This is a genomic window from Oceanispirochaeta sp. M1, assembly GCF_003346715.1.
GTDB lineage: Bacteria > Spirochaetota > Spirochaetia > DSM-2461 > DSM-2461 > Oceanispirochaeta.
This window is the reverse complement of record NZ_QQPQ01000067.1, coordinates 1-15768: the sequence shown is the minus strand read 5'-3', so window position 1 is coordinate 15768 and position 15768 is coordinate 1. Positions and strand designations below refer to the sequence as shown.

The following is a 15768-nucleotide window of genomic DNA, read 5'->3' as shown; positions in this document are numbered from 1 at the left end:
ACAATATTTGATTCCGGACTTGCTGCCAAAAGTGGCAGGTTTAAACCGGAATGGGGTGGCAGGATAAATCCGGATTACCCGGCAAGTTTAATCCGGAATGGGTGGCAGGATTAAACCGGATTTTCCAATAGTTAATGGGATAATGAAAAAAGAAGAGATGTCCGACTATCAACACCAACCTTATTATATACATTCCAAAGATGCTTTTTCGTCGTAGCTACTGATATTCTCAACTTTTGTGAGATTTCATTGTTTGTAAGCCCTCTGTAAATACAATCAATAATTTCTTCTTCTCTTGGGGTGAAGTTATAATCAGGGTTTCTAGAAGTAAATACCAAATTTGATTTCTTAAGAGTAATTTTAATATAGGGTTCATCATTAATGATATTCTTCAGAAATGGAACTGTGTAATAGCAGTATTCAAGATTATATTGTTTACTTTCAGTATCTATAAATAATGAACCATCGCCAGGTGACTTTATAGGTGATAAAAAACTACTCCATGATTTTGTAAACTGGGCACTGAATTCAGTCTCAGACCAAAGAGGTTGATCCCATTTTATACCAAATAACTCAATGAAAATATCTTTTAATCTATCGCCAATTTTTAGAACCTCACCTTTTTTGTTAAGGTAAGCAGTATTCTCTTGTAATTCGGGTAGGATTAGACTTCTTTCCACTCCTTCAGATATGAAGAAGCCAATATATTTTATGATTTCAAGCTCATTATTATTATAATGTAGGTTTTTTAATCCCTCTCTTGCAATTCCAATGAATCCCGAAAGTCTGCCATCTAGTTTTATCGGTATATAACAGCAATCTGATACAGGTCTGGCTTTATTTAGATCTGTTAAAAATTCTCTTTTATATGGAATATCTTTTCTAACAAGATGATTAAAATGTACTGGTTGGATATTCTCCATCATAGCATGAAGCATAAAATCCTTATCCTGAATCTCCTGGTAGATTGAATTAAAATCATCTGGATTATTTGATATGTAGATTGGTTCTGGAATGTACTCTCCTGGAAACAATATCAAGGCAAAGTAGTGACTGTCTACAATCTTACATATTAAAGGAGACAATTCCATTAGTAATGTAGAATTCAGGATGTTACTATAAAGAGAAGAAATAAGTTTTTGTGTATTTATCGTCTGGTCATCTCTAAGGAGCATAATCTTATATTACTAAACTCTTATTCTTTTATCAATGAAGTCATTTTTATAAATGTCCATAGAACTTCAGTTCTATGGACATTTAATCGCTATCAGTTGTTCAATAAAAAGACTAATTAAAGGATAATCGATATGAGAACAATCGGGAAATACCTTTTCATTTCATTATTTATTTGCATGATATGATTGAGTGGATTCTGAATTCTCTTTTAGCCATAATTAATTGTCAGAAAGGTGTATGATTTTATTTCCTATCTGATGTCCAGAATTCTTTTGGAACTGGATTAGAACCCTCCCAGATGATCTGTTTGAATTGTACCGGATCCGTATTACCTTCTGTATTTATAAGTAAGATTTGTGATTTATTATCAAGTTTTAAGAGAGTTTTCAATTCCTGAAGCCCTTCTTGTGAAAGAATCCCTACTAAAGCTCCTAAAGTTACAGCACCTGATTCCCCTGATACAATAAAAGAATCACCCTTAAGGGGTGTAGCATAAATTCTCATACCCTTGGCAGCCACATAATCGGGACAGACTACAAATGCATCTGCTGTATCTTTTAAAATACTCCAAGCTATAGGGCTGGGTTCTCCACATGCCAGGCCAGCCATGATTGTGTTTAAGGAACCTGTAACAGTATGCGGCTGTCCGTCATTCATTTTTATTGATTCATAAAGACAAGCTGCATTCTCGGGTTCGACAACAACACTAATCGGGGCATCCTTACCAAATAGGCTATGATAAAAACCAATTATAGATGCTGCCAGAGCACCAACACCTGCCTGTATGAAAATATGAGTAGGTTTTATAATTCCCTGAGCACTGAATTGTTCCTGTATTTCCAGATATATTGTCGTATATCCCTGCATAATCCAAGATGGCACAGTTGTATATCCATCCCATGAAGTATCAGAAATTATATTCCACCCATTCTTTTCAGAATCAATGACTATTTGTTTGACAGCATCATCATAATTTCCATCAATGATTTTTACAGTGGCACCATAATCCCGAATGGCCTGTATTCGGGATTCAGAGGTTTCAGAGTGTACATAAATAACACATTTATGGCCGAGTTTCCCTGCCGCCCAGGCTATCCCCCTACCATGATTTCCATCGGTTGCCGAAGAAAATGTTAATTTTCCAAGCTTTTCTTTTACTTCATTGGATACCAGAAAATCATAAGTCAGTGTTTGTCCTTCAAGACCCAGCTTTTTTTGAATAAACTTATAGAGAGCAAATGAGCCGCCGAGAACTTTAAATGAATTTAATTCCAGTCTTTCTGATTCATCTTTAATCCATATTCCGCCTACACCGAACATCCTAGCCAGATTGTTCAGGTTTTTTAAAGGTGATATTTTATTGCCGGGAATCTGCATATGAAATTCTCTAGCTTCATGAGCTACATCAAGGGGGAATAATTTTTTACTTGATTCAACTTCTTTATTGTCTCTTTTTTTATAAATCCAGATTGTATCTGTCTTAGTTTTGCTCATAAATACATCCTTTAGCTTATTGTCATGCAAATGATAATTCTAAGATCCCGAATAGTCCAGAATTAAAGCTGTAAAATGAGATTATTTATATAATCACCTCCCTGATAGCAAATCTGGATTGTGATGAAATTTATTGAGGAGAGGTCATACCTTCAAAAGAGAAGTAACCAGTTTTCGGGTATTTCGTGTATGTTAATAGGCAGGAACATTAGACATGAGCCGGGAATCAGATTTTTCCTGCTCATTCACCAAGTAAAAGGAGAAATAAATATGAGTAGCCATATAATAAAAGTTTCAAGAAATACCGGAAATGCACCAAAAAGTCTGTTCTCTACACAAACTGTAGCTTTTTCTCATTATAATAATATTTCAGCTCAAAACCCTGTGGATCCAAAATCTGGGGAAATCGTAGGTCTTGATATAAAAGTGCAGGCAAAGCAGTGCTTAGCAAATATTAAGGCAATTGTAGAAAGTGTCGACCACGTTATGGACGATGTTGTCAAAATCACTATATTCCTTAAGAATATCTCAGATATTGATGCTGTTGACGAAGTTTATACAGAATTTTTTCCAGGCTATGTTCCTACACGGACGACAGTCGCAGTTGCGGCTTTACCTATGGATGATGCTTTGGTACAAATTGAAGCAGTTATTTCAAACGGTGAAGGTACAGCTCCGCAAGATCCCTGCCCTCTCATAAAAATTGCACGAGACACAGAAAATGCACCAAAAAGTTCTGTATCTACACAATCTGTAGCTTTCTCTCATTACAACAATATTTCATCTCAAAACCCCATCGATCCTAAATCTGGTAAAATGGTAGCTGGTGGCATAAAAGAGCAGGCTGGACAGTGCTTAAATAGCATTAAAGCAATTTTAGAAAGTATCGACCACGTTCTGGACGATGTAGTTAAAACAACCATATTCCTTAAAAACATCTCTGATATTGAAGCCGTAAACGAAGTTTGTGCAGAATTTTTCCCAAGCTATGTTCCTGCACGGACAACAGTTATTGTTTCGGCTTTAGCTATGGATGCACTGGTACAAATTGATACAGTTGTGTCACACGGAGATGGTACACCCCCACAACTTCCTGAAGACACTCGTCTACTGGTTAAAGAAGCAGGCAATACGGAAAATGCACCAAAAGTTCCATACTCACACACTGTAGCATTTTCTCATTACAATCATATTTCAGGTCAAATCCCTATAGATCCGAAAACCGGTAAAATAGTAGCTGGTGGTGTAAAAGAGCAGGCTGGACAATGCCTGAAAAATATCAAGGCAATTATAGAAAGTGTCGACCACGTTATGGACGATGTAGTTAAGATCAATATCTGCATTAAAAATATTGCAGATATTGATGCGGTAAATGAAGTTTACACAACATTCTTCAAAAGCGATCTTCCTGCAAGAACAATTATTGGCGTTTCAGTTCTCCCTATGGATGCTCTGGTACAAATTGATGCCGTTGTTTCTAACTGTGAGGGTACAGCTCCAGAAGCATCTTAAGAAGTTTATAAATTCTGACGCCTGTCGTCAGTACGAGACTCAAATAAGATTCTTAATCATAAAAAAATCAAATTGACTTATTGATCTTATCATCAGACAATTTAACAACTAATTAGAGGGAGAGTTATGAATTATTTTATTAAAAGTTTATTAGTATTTGGAGTACTGCTCACAGTACTGACGGGATGCACAACAACAAATGTATCAGAAATAGCTGAGTACAAGATTGAGAGTCATAGTGTTATGATTCCTACAAGGGATTCCACTATTCCTGCAACTGTCATTATTCCTGCAACTGACGGTAAGTTTCCCCTGGTCATCATGGCACATGGTCATGGCGGTTCGAAGGATGAAAACGGCGGGTATAAAAATATCGCCGAAGAACTGGGTAAACATGGTATTGCAACTGTCAGAATTGATTTTGCCGGATGCGGAGAAAGTACTGAAAGTTTCCAACTCAACACTCTTTCCAATATGATCGATGATGTAGATTTATCCATTGAATTCCTGGTTGCTAATTATCCCATAGACAAGAACAGCATAGGAATCTTCGGTTACAGTATGGGTGGCCGGATTGCTCTAGCAATGGCAACTGACGGAATGCATGATTTTGACGGAATGGTTCTTCTTGCACCTGCGGTTGATGCAGATACAATGGTAGGTTTTCTCGGAGGACAGGACGCATGGGACGGGTTTTATACCACAGCTTTAGCTGACGGTTATACAGATTTCACGACGATATTCGGAGCGAAGCAGGAACTTAGCCTCCAATGGTTCGAAGATCTGCTCGCATACAACCCGTTAGATAGGGCCGCCAATTACAAAGGAGAAGCACTTGTAATCTACGGTGAGGATGACTTTGTTGTTTCCCCTGCAGTAAGCAAGGCAACAGCCGCTGCATTAGGATGCGAGACTCTTGATGTTACAGGAGATACTCATAGCTACAGCTTCTACAGCGACAGCCCCGAAATCCGCTCTGCAATCCTCGATGGAACAATCGGAACATTCGTAAAAGCATTCAAATAAAATAATACATGTAAACTGTCGCAGGCATAGAATCTGCGGCAGCTATTATTTGATAGGAAAATCCAGGTAAATAAATCCGCGTAGAGACTGTCCCAGCTTTTTACCATAGGGAAGAAATTTCAAGCACTGTTCCGACAATGATGATGGTGCAAATACTTCTCTTGGGTGCACGATCGTGCGATTTACTAATCTCCGGCTCATCTGCCTGGTTTTAATGTGCTCATGAGCCCCATTGAGGCTTATGGTGAAAAAACACTCCTGACGGCGGTCTGCCATATGAGAGAGTAGGTTGTAGATTGATTCAGGGTGAGTGATTCTCGTATTCTGGATCGGGCATCTCATTGTTGTAATCCAGCAGTTTAAGCACATCCCGGCAATGGTATTCACAGCTCTGTTTTTCTGCCCGCACCCTATAAGAATCTTTTACAGTTCCCTGTCGTATAATATACGGGCGGGGAGGGGCTTGTGATTGAGACAGATTGAAAGTTTTTTTTGGGGGGGGATGTGTCTGTGTGGCGGTAGCCGGTCAGGCTTTCCAAGGCTGCGCTCATGCTTCAGTGGATGTAATTCGGTTGTATTTACATATTTAAATCTTAGTTTCATTAGATCAACAAATCATCATGGAAAGAGGAATATCTTTTATAATCGGTAGCGCTTAATGTAGAATATTTTCCATCTGATTTACTTTTTACATATGAATTTTTTAGTAAGGGTATAACAAAAAACTATGCACGCATTATGGAGTTGATGTTACAAATTTCTTTTTGTCCCTTTTACAGATAATCTGAATGGTATGGTTTCCAGACATTGCAGCTACCGGCAGGCTTCCTCCAGGATTAACCCATTGCCCAGCCATATAGAAATTATCCAGTCCGGGCAGAGTCTTGTCCATCTGCATCATGAACGTCCTGGGGGTCATCATCCATCCTTCATACGCGCCTCTCCAATTAGCGGTATAGCGAACCCAGGTCATCGGTGTGGCCACGTCACGCATCTCCACTTGAGCAGCCAATCCCGGAAAACGTTTATCAAGAATTGCAACAACTGTATCCGCAATCTGTTTCTTCTCCGCATTATATTTATCATGCTCTTCGTATAACCTTTCCCAATAATCATAATCCGTAGTGAAATAGACCCTGATTAAAGTCTTTCCCTCCGGCGCAAGAGTAGGATCAAAATTGTAAATCTGAACACCTACTGTTTTATGTTCTTTGCCAGCAATAATCACAGGCTTCTCAATAGGGAAAAAGAGGCCTTCTACCGAAGAGGGTATATCATCAAATATCCGATCTACTCCCAGGGCGACATATACAAGCGGTGGATACAATGTCATATTATCATAGTAACCGCGTATCTTATCATCGACATATTTACCATCCAGCATATCAAATATGGTGGAATGGCCATCAGCGGCAGAGATAATGGTGTCAGCCCGGTGTTCCGTACCGTCCGTCAGTTTTATGCCAACGGCTTTATCATTTTCTACCAGTATTTTCTCTACTTTTACTTTGAGGTTCAGTTCACCACCTAGTTTGAGGTATCGTCTCTCAATACTACTGGACAACGCCAGGGCACCACCGATGACATAGCCTCCGTCTTTTTGGTTTAGCCAGGCAAGTTCCATCGCTAAATTTAACGCAGGCATTTCAAAATATTCTGCTTCGGGACGAATACCGAAGTTCTTACGCAGGAAAGTATTTTTAAAACGTTTGTTATAATCTACTGTTGAAATTTTACTCCACTTCTGCATGATTCGCATATACGGCATCAGTTTAAGCATTTTAATGTAGTCAAGTATACCGAAATGTGTCTGCGGTTTATGAACCGGGAGTTTTATCCCTTTAAAATTACGGGCTGTCTGACAAAACTCTCTTATGACAGTTTTATCCTCCGGGGCGAATTCTATCATGTGCTGCTCGAGATAATCGATATCGGAATATATGGAAAGAAACTTCCTGTTTTCATCTTCAAGAAGTATATAATGATCATGATTAGCAATTTGCCAATCATGGGTTGCCCCCAGTTCTTCCCAGAACTTATAAAATGCTGTTCCCGGTTTGGTCCCCATCATTGTATTCATTGCACCATCAATGGTGTAACCCTTGCGTTTCCAGCCGGTAGCTACCCCTCCAGAGATACTATGCATCTCGAAGATGGAAGTGCGGTAGCCGTTCATCCGGCCATAACACCCCGCCGACAGACCGGAGAGTCCCCCTCCGATGATAATGATAGATTTTTCCATATCTCTTCCTCTTAGACTTAGTATATTCCTGCTAAGGTGTAAGTTATAATGATAACCGTTAAAAGTTTAGGAGTTTCTATAATCCTCACTAGTTTAAGCTTTCTCATTTTTCAAAATAATGTCAACATTTCTTTTTTGTCGTCTGAAGGATGTTTATTCTTTCCTAGGATCAGATTGCAGATCCAAAACAGCCTCAAGAAATCTGAAACATCAAGAAAGAGTATGTTTTAGGTGGTTCGCATCATCATTATTTCCGGAGCTATGTACTCATAAAATTAAAGGTCCATCTGTTGTTGAATCTTAATCCCATTCTGTCCTAATATCTGTAACCCTGATATGACAATTCAATTGATTTGAAAGATAGGATTATTAATGATTAAAAAGAAACTCTTTATTTTGATCACTGCGTTGATCATGGTCTCTGAGATTTCATCCCTCGAAGCATTTCATTTTGGAATGATCGGCGCATTTTCAATGCCATTCTACACCGGTTCAGGTTTTGAAGAAGAACTTCAAGAGATTGGACTGGAGGCATCAGTTGATAAAGTTATAAACAATCCCATCTGGGGCTTTTCCCTGGGACCCACCATGGAGTACAGATTTCACCCAGCCTTTTCTCTGGAGTCTGAGTTTTTACTCTCTGCCGCTGGAGGTGGATATGTCATGGTGGAAAATGGACTACGGGAAGTTCATCTTTTTTCCGAGATCAATCTGGATCTCCCTGTATTAATAAAATACAGCTTAGCCCTCAAAAAAAATAGAAGCCTTTATTTTATGGCAGGTCCTCAGCTGTCCATTTTTCTATTAGAAGCAGAATTTGTGCAGGATGACCATGTCTTTAATAAAGAAAATAACGGAAGGGATGCTTACTATCCTGTAGGTCTGGGCATCCTTACTGCATTTGGATGGCAGGCTCCTCTTAGAAAGATGGATATTCTTATGGAACTGCGCTATGCCCGTGAGTTTACTAATTCTATCCGTGATATAGGCAATAATTATCAGAATGTAATATCCATTGCTACGGGACTTAAGTTCCGTACCGGGGGAGAGGATAAATGAAGGGTATTATCTATATTCTCCTTATCCTCAGTTCATTCTGTCTCCCTCTCTCCATTTATGCAGAAGATAGGGATGAAATCGTTTTTGATGATTATTCACCTTTCTTTCTCTATGGTATAGGCCTGGTTGAAACTCAAATTGCCAATACAGCTCTCTGGGGATTTAACCGTTACATCAGCCAGTCGGATTATGGGATGATCACTATTGATTCCATGCGGACCAATTTGACAAATCCCTGGGTATGGGATCAGGATGAATTTATTGTAAATCATCTAGGCCACCCCTATCAGGGAGCTTTGTATTATTCCGCCGGTAGAACCTTGGGTAACGGTTTCTGGGTCTCAGCCTCTCTGACAGCCCTGGGAAGCATCAGCTGGGAGCTTCTAATGGAGACCGAAACACCCTCCATCAATGATTTTATTGTAACAACCCTTGGTGGTATTTCGGTTGGAGAAATGTTTTTCCGACTATCCGATAATATTCTCCATGGAGAAGACGGGGAAATCCTGAAACCCAATGTGTTCCGTTGGATTGGTGCAACATTACTCAGTCCTACCACCAGTCTGAATCATGCCCTCTTCCCAGGACGTCCTCCTGAGACCTCAGATATCAGTGGTTTTTCCTTTCTCGGGGGAGGGGTTTCCCAGGCTAGTGTGAGTCTCCTGCCGCGTCCTGATATTGTTTTAGAGAAGCAGGGTCTTTCCTTAAGCTATTATCTTCACCTCAATTATGGTTCTCCCTTTCTGAAACCGAGGCAAAGTGTACCCTATGACTGGTTCTCAATGAAATTCAGAGGCGGTCTGGATCTGGGAGATGAAATCTTTCTAGATTTCTTTTCAGAGGGACATCTTTATGGACGGACCCTCTATGGTAAAAAAGAGGGTGTCAGGAATCAGTTGGGACTATATCTGCATTATGACTTCATATATAACCGTATTATTAATCTGGGAGCCAACTCTATCGGACCTGGATGGATTCGCATCTCTTCCCTTGGTAAAAATTGGACCATGGAAAACAGGTTGTTTCTCAATTTTGTAGCCATGGGAGCCAGTGATCTTGTTTATCTGAAATATAATGATATTGTGAATAATCCACCCGAATATGAGCGTAGAAATTACAGCCTCAGCAGTGGATCAAATTTAAAGGCGGGATTTCATTTTTCCAGAAAGGAGACTCTCTTTCTTGACCTTGAATATAGCTTTTATAACCTTTACATCATTGATGCATCAGTTCCCGAGACTGGTTCCGGTGGTATAGAGCTCATCGGTATTGCCGACCTTAAAGGCAAGTATATGTTTGGCAAGAACTGGTTTGCCGGTCTGGGTGGCTCATTGTATCATAAGGAAAGCTATTATAAACAGTTTGTAGATCTGGATGAACTTATGTGGAGAGCCGAATTTTTTTCCGGAATCAGATTCTAAAGTCTCCAGAATAAGGGCCATCGTATCCATGAATGAGCAAAGTCTTAATTCAGACCCTTAGATGAAAATAAAGAATCTCATATAAGAGTAATAAAGCACTCCTGCTGACAGTCTGCCCTATGAAAGAGTAGGTTGTAGATCGATTCAGGGACTGTTTTTCTGCCCGCTCCCGATAAGAATCTTTAACTTTTCCCTGTCATTTAAAACAGACACGCCGTAGTGAAGCGCTTTTTTTCGAGGCTGCATAAGAACAAGAAAAATTAATTACAGATATTATGGATATATTGAACAATGTAGTGAATAATTAAATAATTGAAGATAAGGAATAATTATGAAACTAAACGATGCCAACAGCCGTATCGAATATTATTTTAACATTGAAGATTCAGAGATAATATTACTTCGAAAAAAAATGGTTTCTATTTTTGTATTGCTTTATATTTCGATTTTATTCTTGGGACTTGTCTCTGGTATTACTGGATTTCAAGGAATTCGTTCACCTAACTGGAAGATTCATACTTCTATAAGAATAATATATATTTGTATTCTTTTTATCAGTTTAATTACGGTTAAGAAGAGAAAACTAGAAAAACTGGAAAATATACTAGTCTTTATTTCTATATCTAATATATTAAGTAATTTCATTTTCGGGTATTCACAATTTAATATTCTCTCTTTGGTAGGCATTTTAGTATCTTCTGTCTTTCCCATTCAATTGATTCATCATTTCGTCAAGAAATTAAAGCTGAAAATATTTTTATATATGGTTGTATTATTTCTATTTTATTCAATTGGGATATATTTTATATTCATGGCTCCTGAAAATCAAAGAGAGTCTATTCCTGTTATATTATTTATATCTTTTTTTCTTTATATAATGATAATCTTTCCTGGATTAATTGATTCCAATATTAGAAATAAACTTGATGGAATTGTTGTACAGAAAACATTATATGATGATCAGACAGGAATGAAAAATCAATTTATGCTTATAAAAGATTTAGCTGATATTCTTACCAATTCTCATAAAGAAGAAAAAAATATTACAGTTTTTGGAATACATTTGATGAAATTTGAAAGGATAATAGAGAAAAAAGGATATAATTTTGGTAATCTTTTATTAAAAGAAATTGGTCTGAGATTGGGTAATCTTGAGAAGGATTTCCATATCTATAATATTTCAGGAGTCCTTTTTTGTTTAATTCCAAAGTATGAATATAAAAGAAATGAAATAGAAAAAATAATACACTTAATCAATAGTGTCTTTTCAGTTTCTTTCAAAGTAGAAAAAGAGTTCATCGAAGTAAAATATGAACTTATTGCCACGGAATCTCCTGAAGATGGTAGAAGTGCTAATCGAATTATCTCAAACTTACATAATACAGCTTTACGTTTATCCTCTAAGTCATCTAATAGTCAGTCTATAAATTGGTTTGACCATAAAACCCATGAACTTGCAGAGAGAGGGTTCCTACTGGAAAATGATCTTAATAATATGATTAAGACGTCTGAATTCTTATTACTCATACAACCAAAGGTAAGTTTATATGATGGAAAAATCCATGGGGGTGAGTTTTTATCAAGATGGCCTCATCCTATTTTAGGGCAAATTTCACCTATCGAGTTTATTCCGTTATTGGAAGAAAATAATCTCATGGTGGACTTTACTGAAGCTATTAGTAATGAAGTAATCAGATTCTGTGATGATTTACATTCGAAAATTAAAAAAGTAGTAACATTTGCAGTAAATGTTAATGCCTCAACCCTACAAGTGGATTCTTTTATTAAATATTTAATACATTTTAGTCAAAAAATATCCCCTTTTATATTGGAAGTTGAAATTACAGAAGATGTATTTTTGAAGCTGGATAAAAACCTCACTAAAAACATAAGTATATTAAAAGATAGTAATATTCACCTGGCCCTTGATGACTTTGGCACAGGTTTTTCAAATATGAGTTATCTACAGGACTTGAATGTTGATACAATCAAGATTGATAAAATATTTATATCTACTTTAGAATTTGAGAATAATTCATATGGTATTGTTAAAGCTCTTATTGATATGGCTCATACGTTTAATATCGAGATAGTAGCTGAGGGAGTTGAAACAACAGATCAAAGAGATATCCTTCAAGATTTGGGTTGTGACATCATTCAAGGTTACCTTTATCACAAACCGATGGAAATGGATAAATTTAAAGCTTTAATGATAAATGACAGGTAGAGTAAATGGACATAATGCCGGTATACGTCAAGGATTGATAGGCGATATGACAGTTTAGTTTCCTCTAAACTATCGGGAGTGATAAGGTTATCTCTCTCTTGAAACTGTATTCAGTCTTGTTATTGAAAGAATAGCACCGGGTTGTAAAAATAAGTGGCTGTTTATATATATATTTCTTATAAAGTCTTTTGTAGTAAATATTTGATTATTACCAGAAAACTACTATATGAAATCCAAATCTATCCCCTAAATGCGATAAAATAGTACAATAATTCAAAAGAACCAGCCATCTTTAAACCTTTCCACCCTTTATCATCAATACAACAAGTAGAAATATAAGGTGGAATTATTATGTCGTCAATTGTGGATTATATTATGGAACTGGGTCATGTCCCGGTTCTCCCCCTCATGGGTGTTAACGGTATAAAGCTGACAAATACAACTCTGAAAGAGAATCTGACGGATGTGGAAACACAGTTAAAAACGCTGCGGGCTCTGAGGAACAAGTTTCAACCCGATGGCATGTGTATGCTTATGGATCTTACAGTAGAAGCTGAAGCTATCGGACTGCCTGTTAGAATCGAAGAAAACGAAAGTCCCGTTGTTTCCGGACATAATATCAATACGATGGAAGACCTTGAGGCCGTAAAAAATGCCTGGTCTGGAAATGGTGGAAGGATGGATCTTTTTGCTGATGTTGTTAAAAACATGGTCGCAGATAATGATGGTTTGACTATCCCCTATGTCAGCGGACCCTTTACCCTGGCAGGAGAGATGATGGGGGTTAATGAGCTGACAATGAATACTATCCTGGATCCCGATCTGGTTAAGGCCTTCCTACCTGTTGCCGTTGAGGTCATTTCTGATTATACCAGGAAACTTTTTGAAGCCGGGGCGGATATGGTTTGTGTTCTGGAACCTACAGCTATGATGATATCTCCCGATCAGTTTGAAGAATTCTCATTGGCTCCCTTCAGGGAGATCCTCACCAACGTGGAGAATAAGCCTCTGATTCTCCATATCTGCGGCAATACATCCCACCTGATAGAGAAGATGGGAACCAGTGGTGCAGCAGCTCTCAGCCTTGACTGGCAGATCGATATGGAGGATTCCATTAATAAGATTCCCCGGGATGTACTTCTTATCGGAAACCTTGATCCTGTAAAGGTTTTTCTGCAGGGGACTCCTGAATCAGTTAAAGCGGATACGGCTGCATTGATTGAAAAGATGAAACCCTACAGGAATTTTGTATTGAGTTCAGGATGCGATCTGCCTCTGGAAACTCCGGATGAGAATCTTGGGGCTTTTATGGAAGCCGCCAGGGAATTGCTTCCGCTTTAATGCTGGAGAAACGGGATTGTTCTGTTTGAGAACAATCCCTGATCAATTGCCAGTCCCGGGTATAAAGCCACTGGGTTCAAATGCAAAGTGCATCGATTCTGGTGCTGTAATCTCGCAAATTATATTCAATAATCCGCCCATGAATTTCTCTTACTGAGTTAGAACATTTCACATATCAGTTAAATCAATTTACTCATAATCCGAACATAAAAAAAGGAGCAACCTCCAACCAAAGACGTTTGCTCCTTAAAACTCAACCCCTCCCCGAAAGGAGGAAATTAACTGTTACTTCTTTTTCGGATATGTTTGGAAAAACTTCAAGCCCTTGGAAAGGATTTTCCCTGGGAAAAACCGATATCCTGTCCAAAATGTAGTAGTTCCCATCTCTGGGGACACGGTTTCGTACTCCGTTGCTTCTTCGGTTTCGCCTCCAAACTATGGATAAAACGGTACCGCTGTGATGATTGTTGGACAGTTTTTACAGTCAGACCAGTAGGCTATCCCCCTGGATTTCAATACCCATGGGAGGCCATCCGCAACTCTGTCCTAGATAAAATCAAAGGAGAAATCTACCGGAAAGATCTGCCTCGACAGAACCAGCAATACTGGTTAAAAGCTTTTCTATTCCAGAAGTCAAGAGTTCAGAACTGGCACGATTTAGACTCAAACCAACCTCATCAAAAAGAGGTGACATTCAGGCTTAATTATCAAGAAATACCCTGGCCGGGAGATCCTCCCTACCTGCCTTTTGCGGTGACAGTAAAACCCCCAGCATTTAATTTTAAATGAGAAAACATCTGGAGGTTCTTCATGGATCAGGAAAAGAAAGAGAAGGTCGCAGTATTCAGATTTGGGGTTATTTTTCCTTTGGTGGAATGTAATGTCAAAGACTATTGGGGTGAGAAATCACGAATACTGAGGGATCTTGTAAGCAGGGAATGGGATATTCCCTTTTCGGATAGGAATTATATCAGCAAGGCCACAATTTTAAACTGGCAGCGCCGCTATGAGTTAGGAGGGAAAAAGATTGAAGCCCTTTATCCCGAAGACAGGGGGGATAGAGGACGGGTGCGCAGTATAGACGATGAAACGATTGATGCATTGGTTGTCTTAAGAAAAGAGAACCCAAAGCTCTCAGTACCCAGGTTAGTTGAAATTGCACAATCAAAAGGTCTTTTTAAACCTGGAAAAGATGTTTCGGTGGCAACAGTATATCGGTTGATGAAAAAGCATAAGGTTGAAACAGGCAGAAAGAAAGAGGACATGAGAAAGTTCGAGGTTCAGATGACCAATGATCTGTGGCAGTCCGACTGTATGCATGGTCCTGTTGTTCTACATGAGGGCAAGCAGAGAAAGACTTACCTGTTTGCCATAATCGATGATCATTCCAGACTGATACCCCATGGGCAATTCTATTTGGCAGAGAATTTGGATAATTATCTGAATTGTCTGTGGACAGCCCTCCAGAAGCGAGGATTACCCCGTAAGCTCTATGTCGATAATGGTCCTTCTTTCCGTGCTCACCGCCTACAATTGGGATGTGCATCCCTTGAGATTGGTTTAACCTTTGCCAGGCCATACAGACCACAGGGAAAAGGAAAAATTGAAAGGTTCTTCCGGACGGTTCGGTCTCAATTCCTGCCGGAGTTGTCAACAGTGATTTCATTGAATGAATTAAATAATTACTTCAATGATTATCTGGAGAGGTATCATAACAGAAAGCATGGTACCACTGGTCAGGAACCGATTCGACGTTACCTGGATAGTGCCAGTCTTTTAAGAGGAGCTCCGGAGAATCTTCCTCGACATTTCCGGAAGAGAGAACTCAGAAAGGTTAATAACGATAGAACCGTCAAACTTGACGGCAGGCTCTTTGAAGCTCCTACCGGTCTGGTAGGTTTGCAGGTAGTCTTAAGATTTGAAAACTACGACAGGATAGAAGTCTTTGTGGATGAAAAAACAAAAGGATTTCTTAAGCCATTGAATCAGGAAGTTAACAGCCGGGTAAAACGGGAATCAGAGCCAAAGACTGGTGGCGGGCAGTTATTTGAACATGCGAATGGAGGTTTTTAATGGATAATCTAAGACATTTCTACGGCCTGAAGAAAGATCCATTCCCACAGAATATCGCGATCAAAGATCTCTATCCTCTACCGGCATTGGCTCCTCTTAAACAACGAACTTTTTTTGCCATTGCCCAGAAGGCAATCAGTGTAATTACTGGGGATGTGGGATCAGGAAAGTCGACCTCTTTGCGTTATATCTCTAGC

At 38.8% G+C, this 15768-nt stretch carries 13 protein-coding genes; 9 read left to right on the top strand and 4 right to left on the bottom strand.

Annotated elements, in window-relative coordinates; translation table 11 throughout:
* Positions 1-131 precede the first annotated feature (131 nt).
* Complete coding sequence (locus DV872_RS24450; RefSeq protein WP_114632596.1) at positions 132-1175, bottom strand: response regulator transcription factor; 1044 nt, start codon at positions 1173-1175, stop codon at positions 132-134.
* 244 nt (positions 1176-1419) lie between these two features.
* Positions 1420-2670 (bottom strand): diaminopropionate ammonia-lyase, encoded by a 1251-nt coding sequence (locus DV872_RS24445; RefSeq protein WP_114632595.1) that lies wholly within the window; start codon positions 2668-2670, stop codon positions 1420-1422.
* A gap of 270 nt (positions 2671-2940) precedes the next feature.
* Between DV872_RS24445 and DV872_RS24440 the strand changes: the two genes are divergently transcribed.
* Both DV872_RS24440 and DV872_RS24435 read left to right on the top strand, forming a co-directional pair.
* Positions 2941-4182: a RidA family protein gene (locus tag DV872_RS24440; protein WP_114632598.1), complete on the top strand. Its 1242-nt coding sequence runs from the start codon at positions 2941-2943 to the stop codon at positions 4180-4182.
* Positions 4183-4308: 126 nt separating this feature from the next.
* On the top strand, positions 4309-5208 hold the full coding sequence (locus DV872_RS24435) for a S9 family peptidase (protein WP_114632594.1): 900 nt from the start codon (positions 4309-4311) through the stop codon (positions 5206-5208).
* Positions 5209-5253: 45 nt separating this feature from the next.
* On the opposite strand, the gene DV872_RS24430 is transcribed toward DV872_RS24435, so the two are convergent.
* Both DV872_RS24430 and DV872_RS24425 read right to left on the bottom strand, forming a co-directional pair.
* Positions 5254-5550: a JAB domain-containing protein gene (locus DV872_RS24430; RefSeq protein ID WP_230391679.1), complete on the bottom strand. Its 297-nt coding sequence runs from the start codon at positions 5548-5550 to the stop codon at positions 5254-5256.
* Positions 5551-5944: 394 nt separating this feature from the next.
* Positions 5945-7450 carry an NAD(P)/FAD-dependent oxidoreductase gene (locus tag DV872_RS24425; protein WP_114632592.1) on the bottom strand — a complete coding sequence of 502 codons (1506 nt, stop codon included), beginning with the start codon at positions 7448-7450 and terminating at the stop codon, positions 5945-5947.
* Between the two features lie 372 nt (positions 7451-7822).
* Between DV872_RS24425 and DV872_RS24420 the strand changes: the two genes are divergently transcribed.
* From DV872_RS24420 to DV872_RS24390, 7 genes are all read left to right on the top strand, one after another.
* Positions 7823-8509, top strand: a complete 687-nt coding sequence (locus tag DV872_RS24420) for a porin family protein (RefSeq protein WP_114632591.1) — start codon at positions 7823-7825, stop codon at positions 8507-8509.
* Positions 8506-9930, top strand: a complete 1425-nt coding sequence (locus DV872_RS24415) for a DUF3943 domain-containing protein (protein WP_114632590.1) — start codon at positions 8506-8508, stop codon at positions 9928-9930. The genes DV872_RS24420 and DV872_RS24415 overlap by 4 nt, the downstream gene beginning before the upstream one ends.
* Before the next feature lie 331 nt (positions 9931-10261).
* Positions 10262-12157, top strand: a complete 1896-nt coding sequence (locus tag DV872_RS24410) for an EAL domain-containing protein (protein WP_114632589.1) — start codon at positions 10262-10264, stop codon at positions 12155-12157.
* 351 nt (positions 12158-12508) lie between these two features.
* Positions 12509-13498, top strand: a complete 990-nt coding sequence (locus DV872_RS24405) for a uroporphyrinogen decarboxylase family protein (protein WP_199563535.1) — start codon at positions 12509-12511, stop codon at positions 13496-13498.
* Between the two features lie 306 nt (positions 13499-13804).
* The gene (locus DV872_RS24400; protein ID WP_114632588.1) at positions 13805-14287 is read left to right on the top strand and encodes a hypothetical protein; all 483 of its coding nucleotides are present in this window, start codon (positions 13805-13807) and stop codon (positions 14285-14287) included.
* 21 nt (positions 14288-14308) lie between these two features.
* The gene (locus tag DV872_RS24395) at positions 14309-15571 is read left to right on the top strand and encodes a DDE-type integrase/transposase/recombinase (protein WP_114632587.1); all 1263 of its coding nucleotides are present in this window, start codon (positions 14309-14311) and stop codon (positions 15569-15571) included.
* Positions 15571-15768: hypothetical protein (locus DV872_RS24390; protein WP_199563534.1), on the top strand; the 198-nt coding region annotated here is incomplete at its 3' end. The genes DV872_RS24395 and DV872_RS24390, both read left to right, overlap by 1 nt.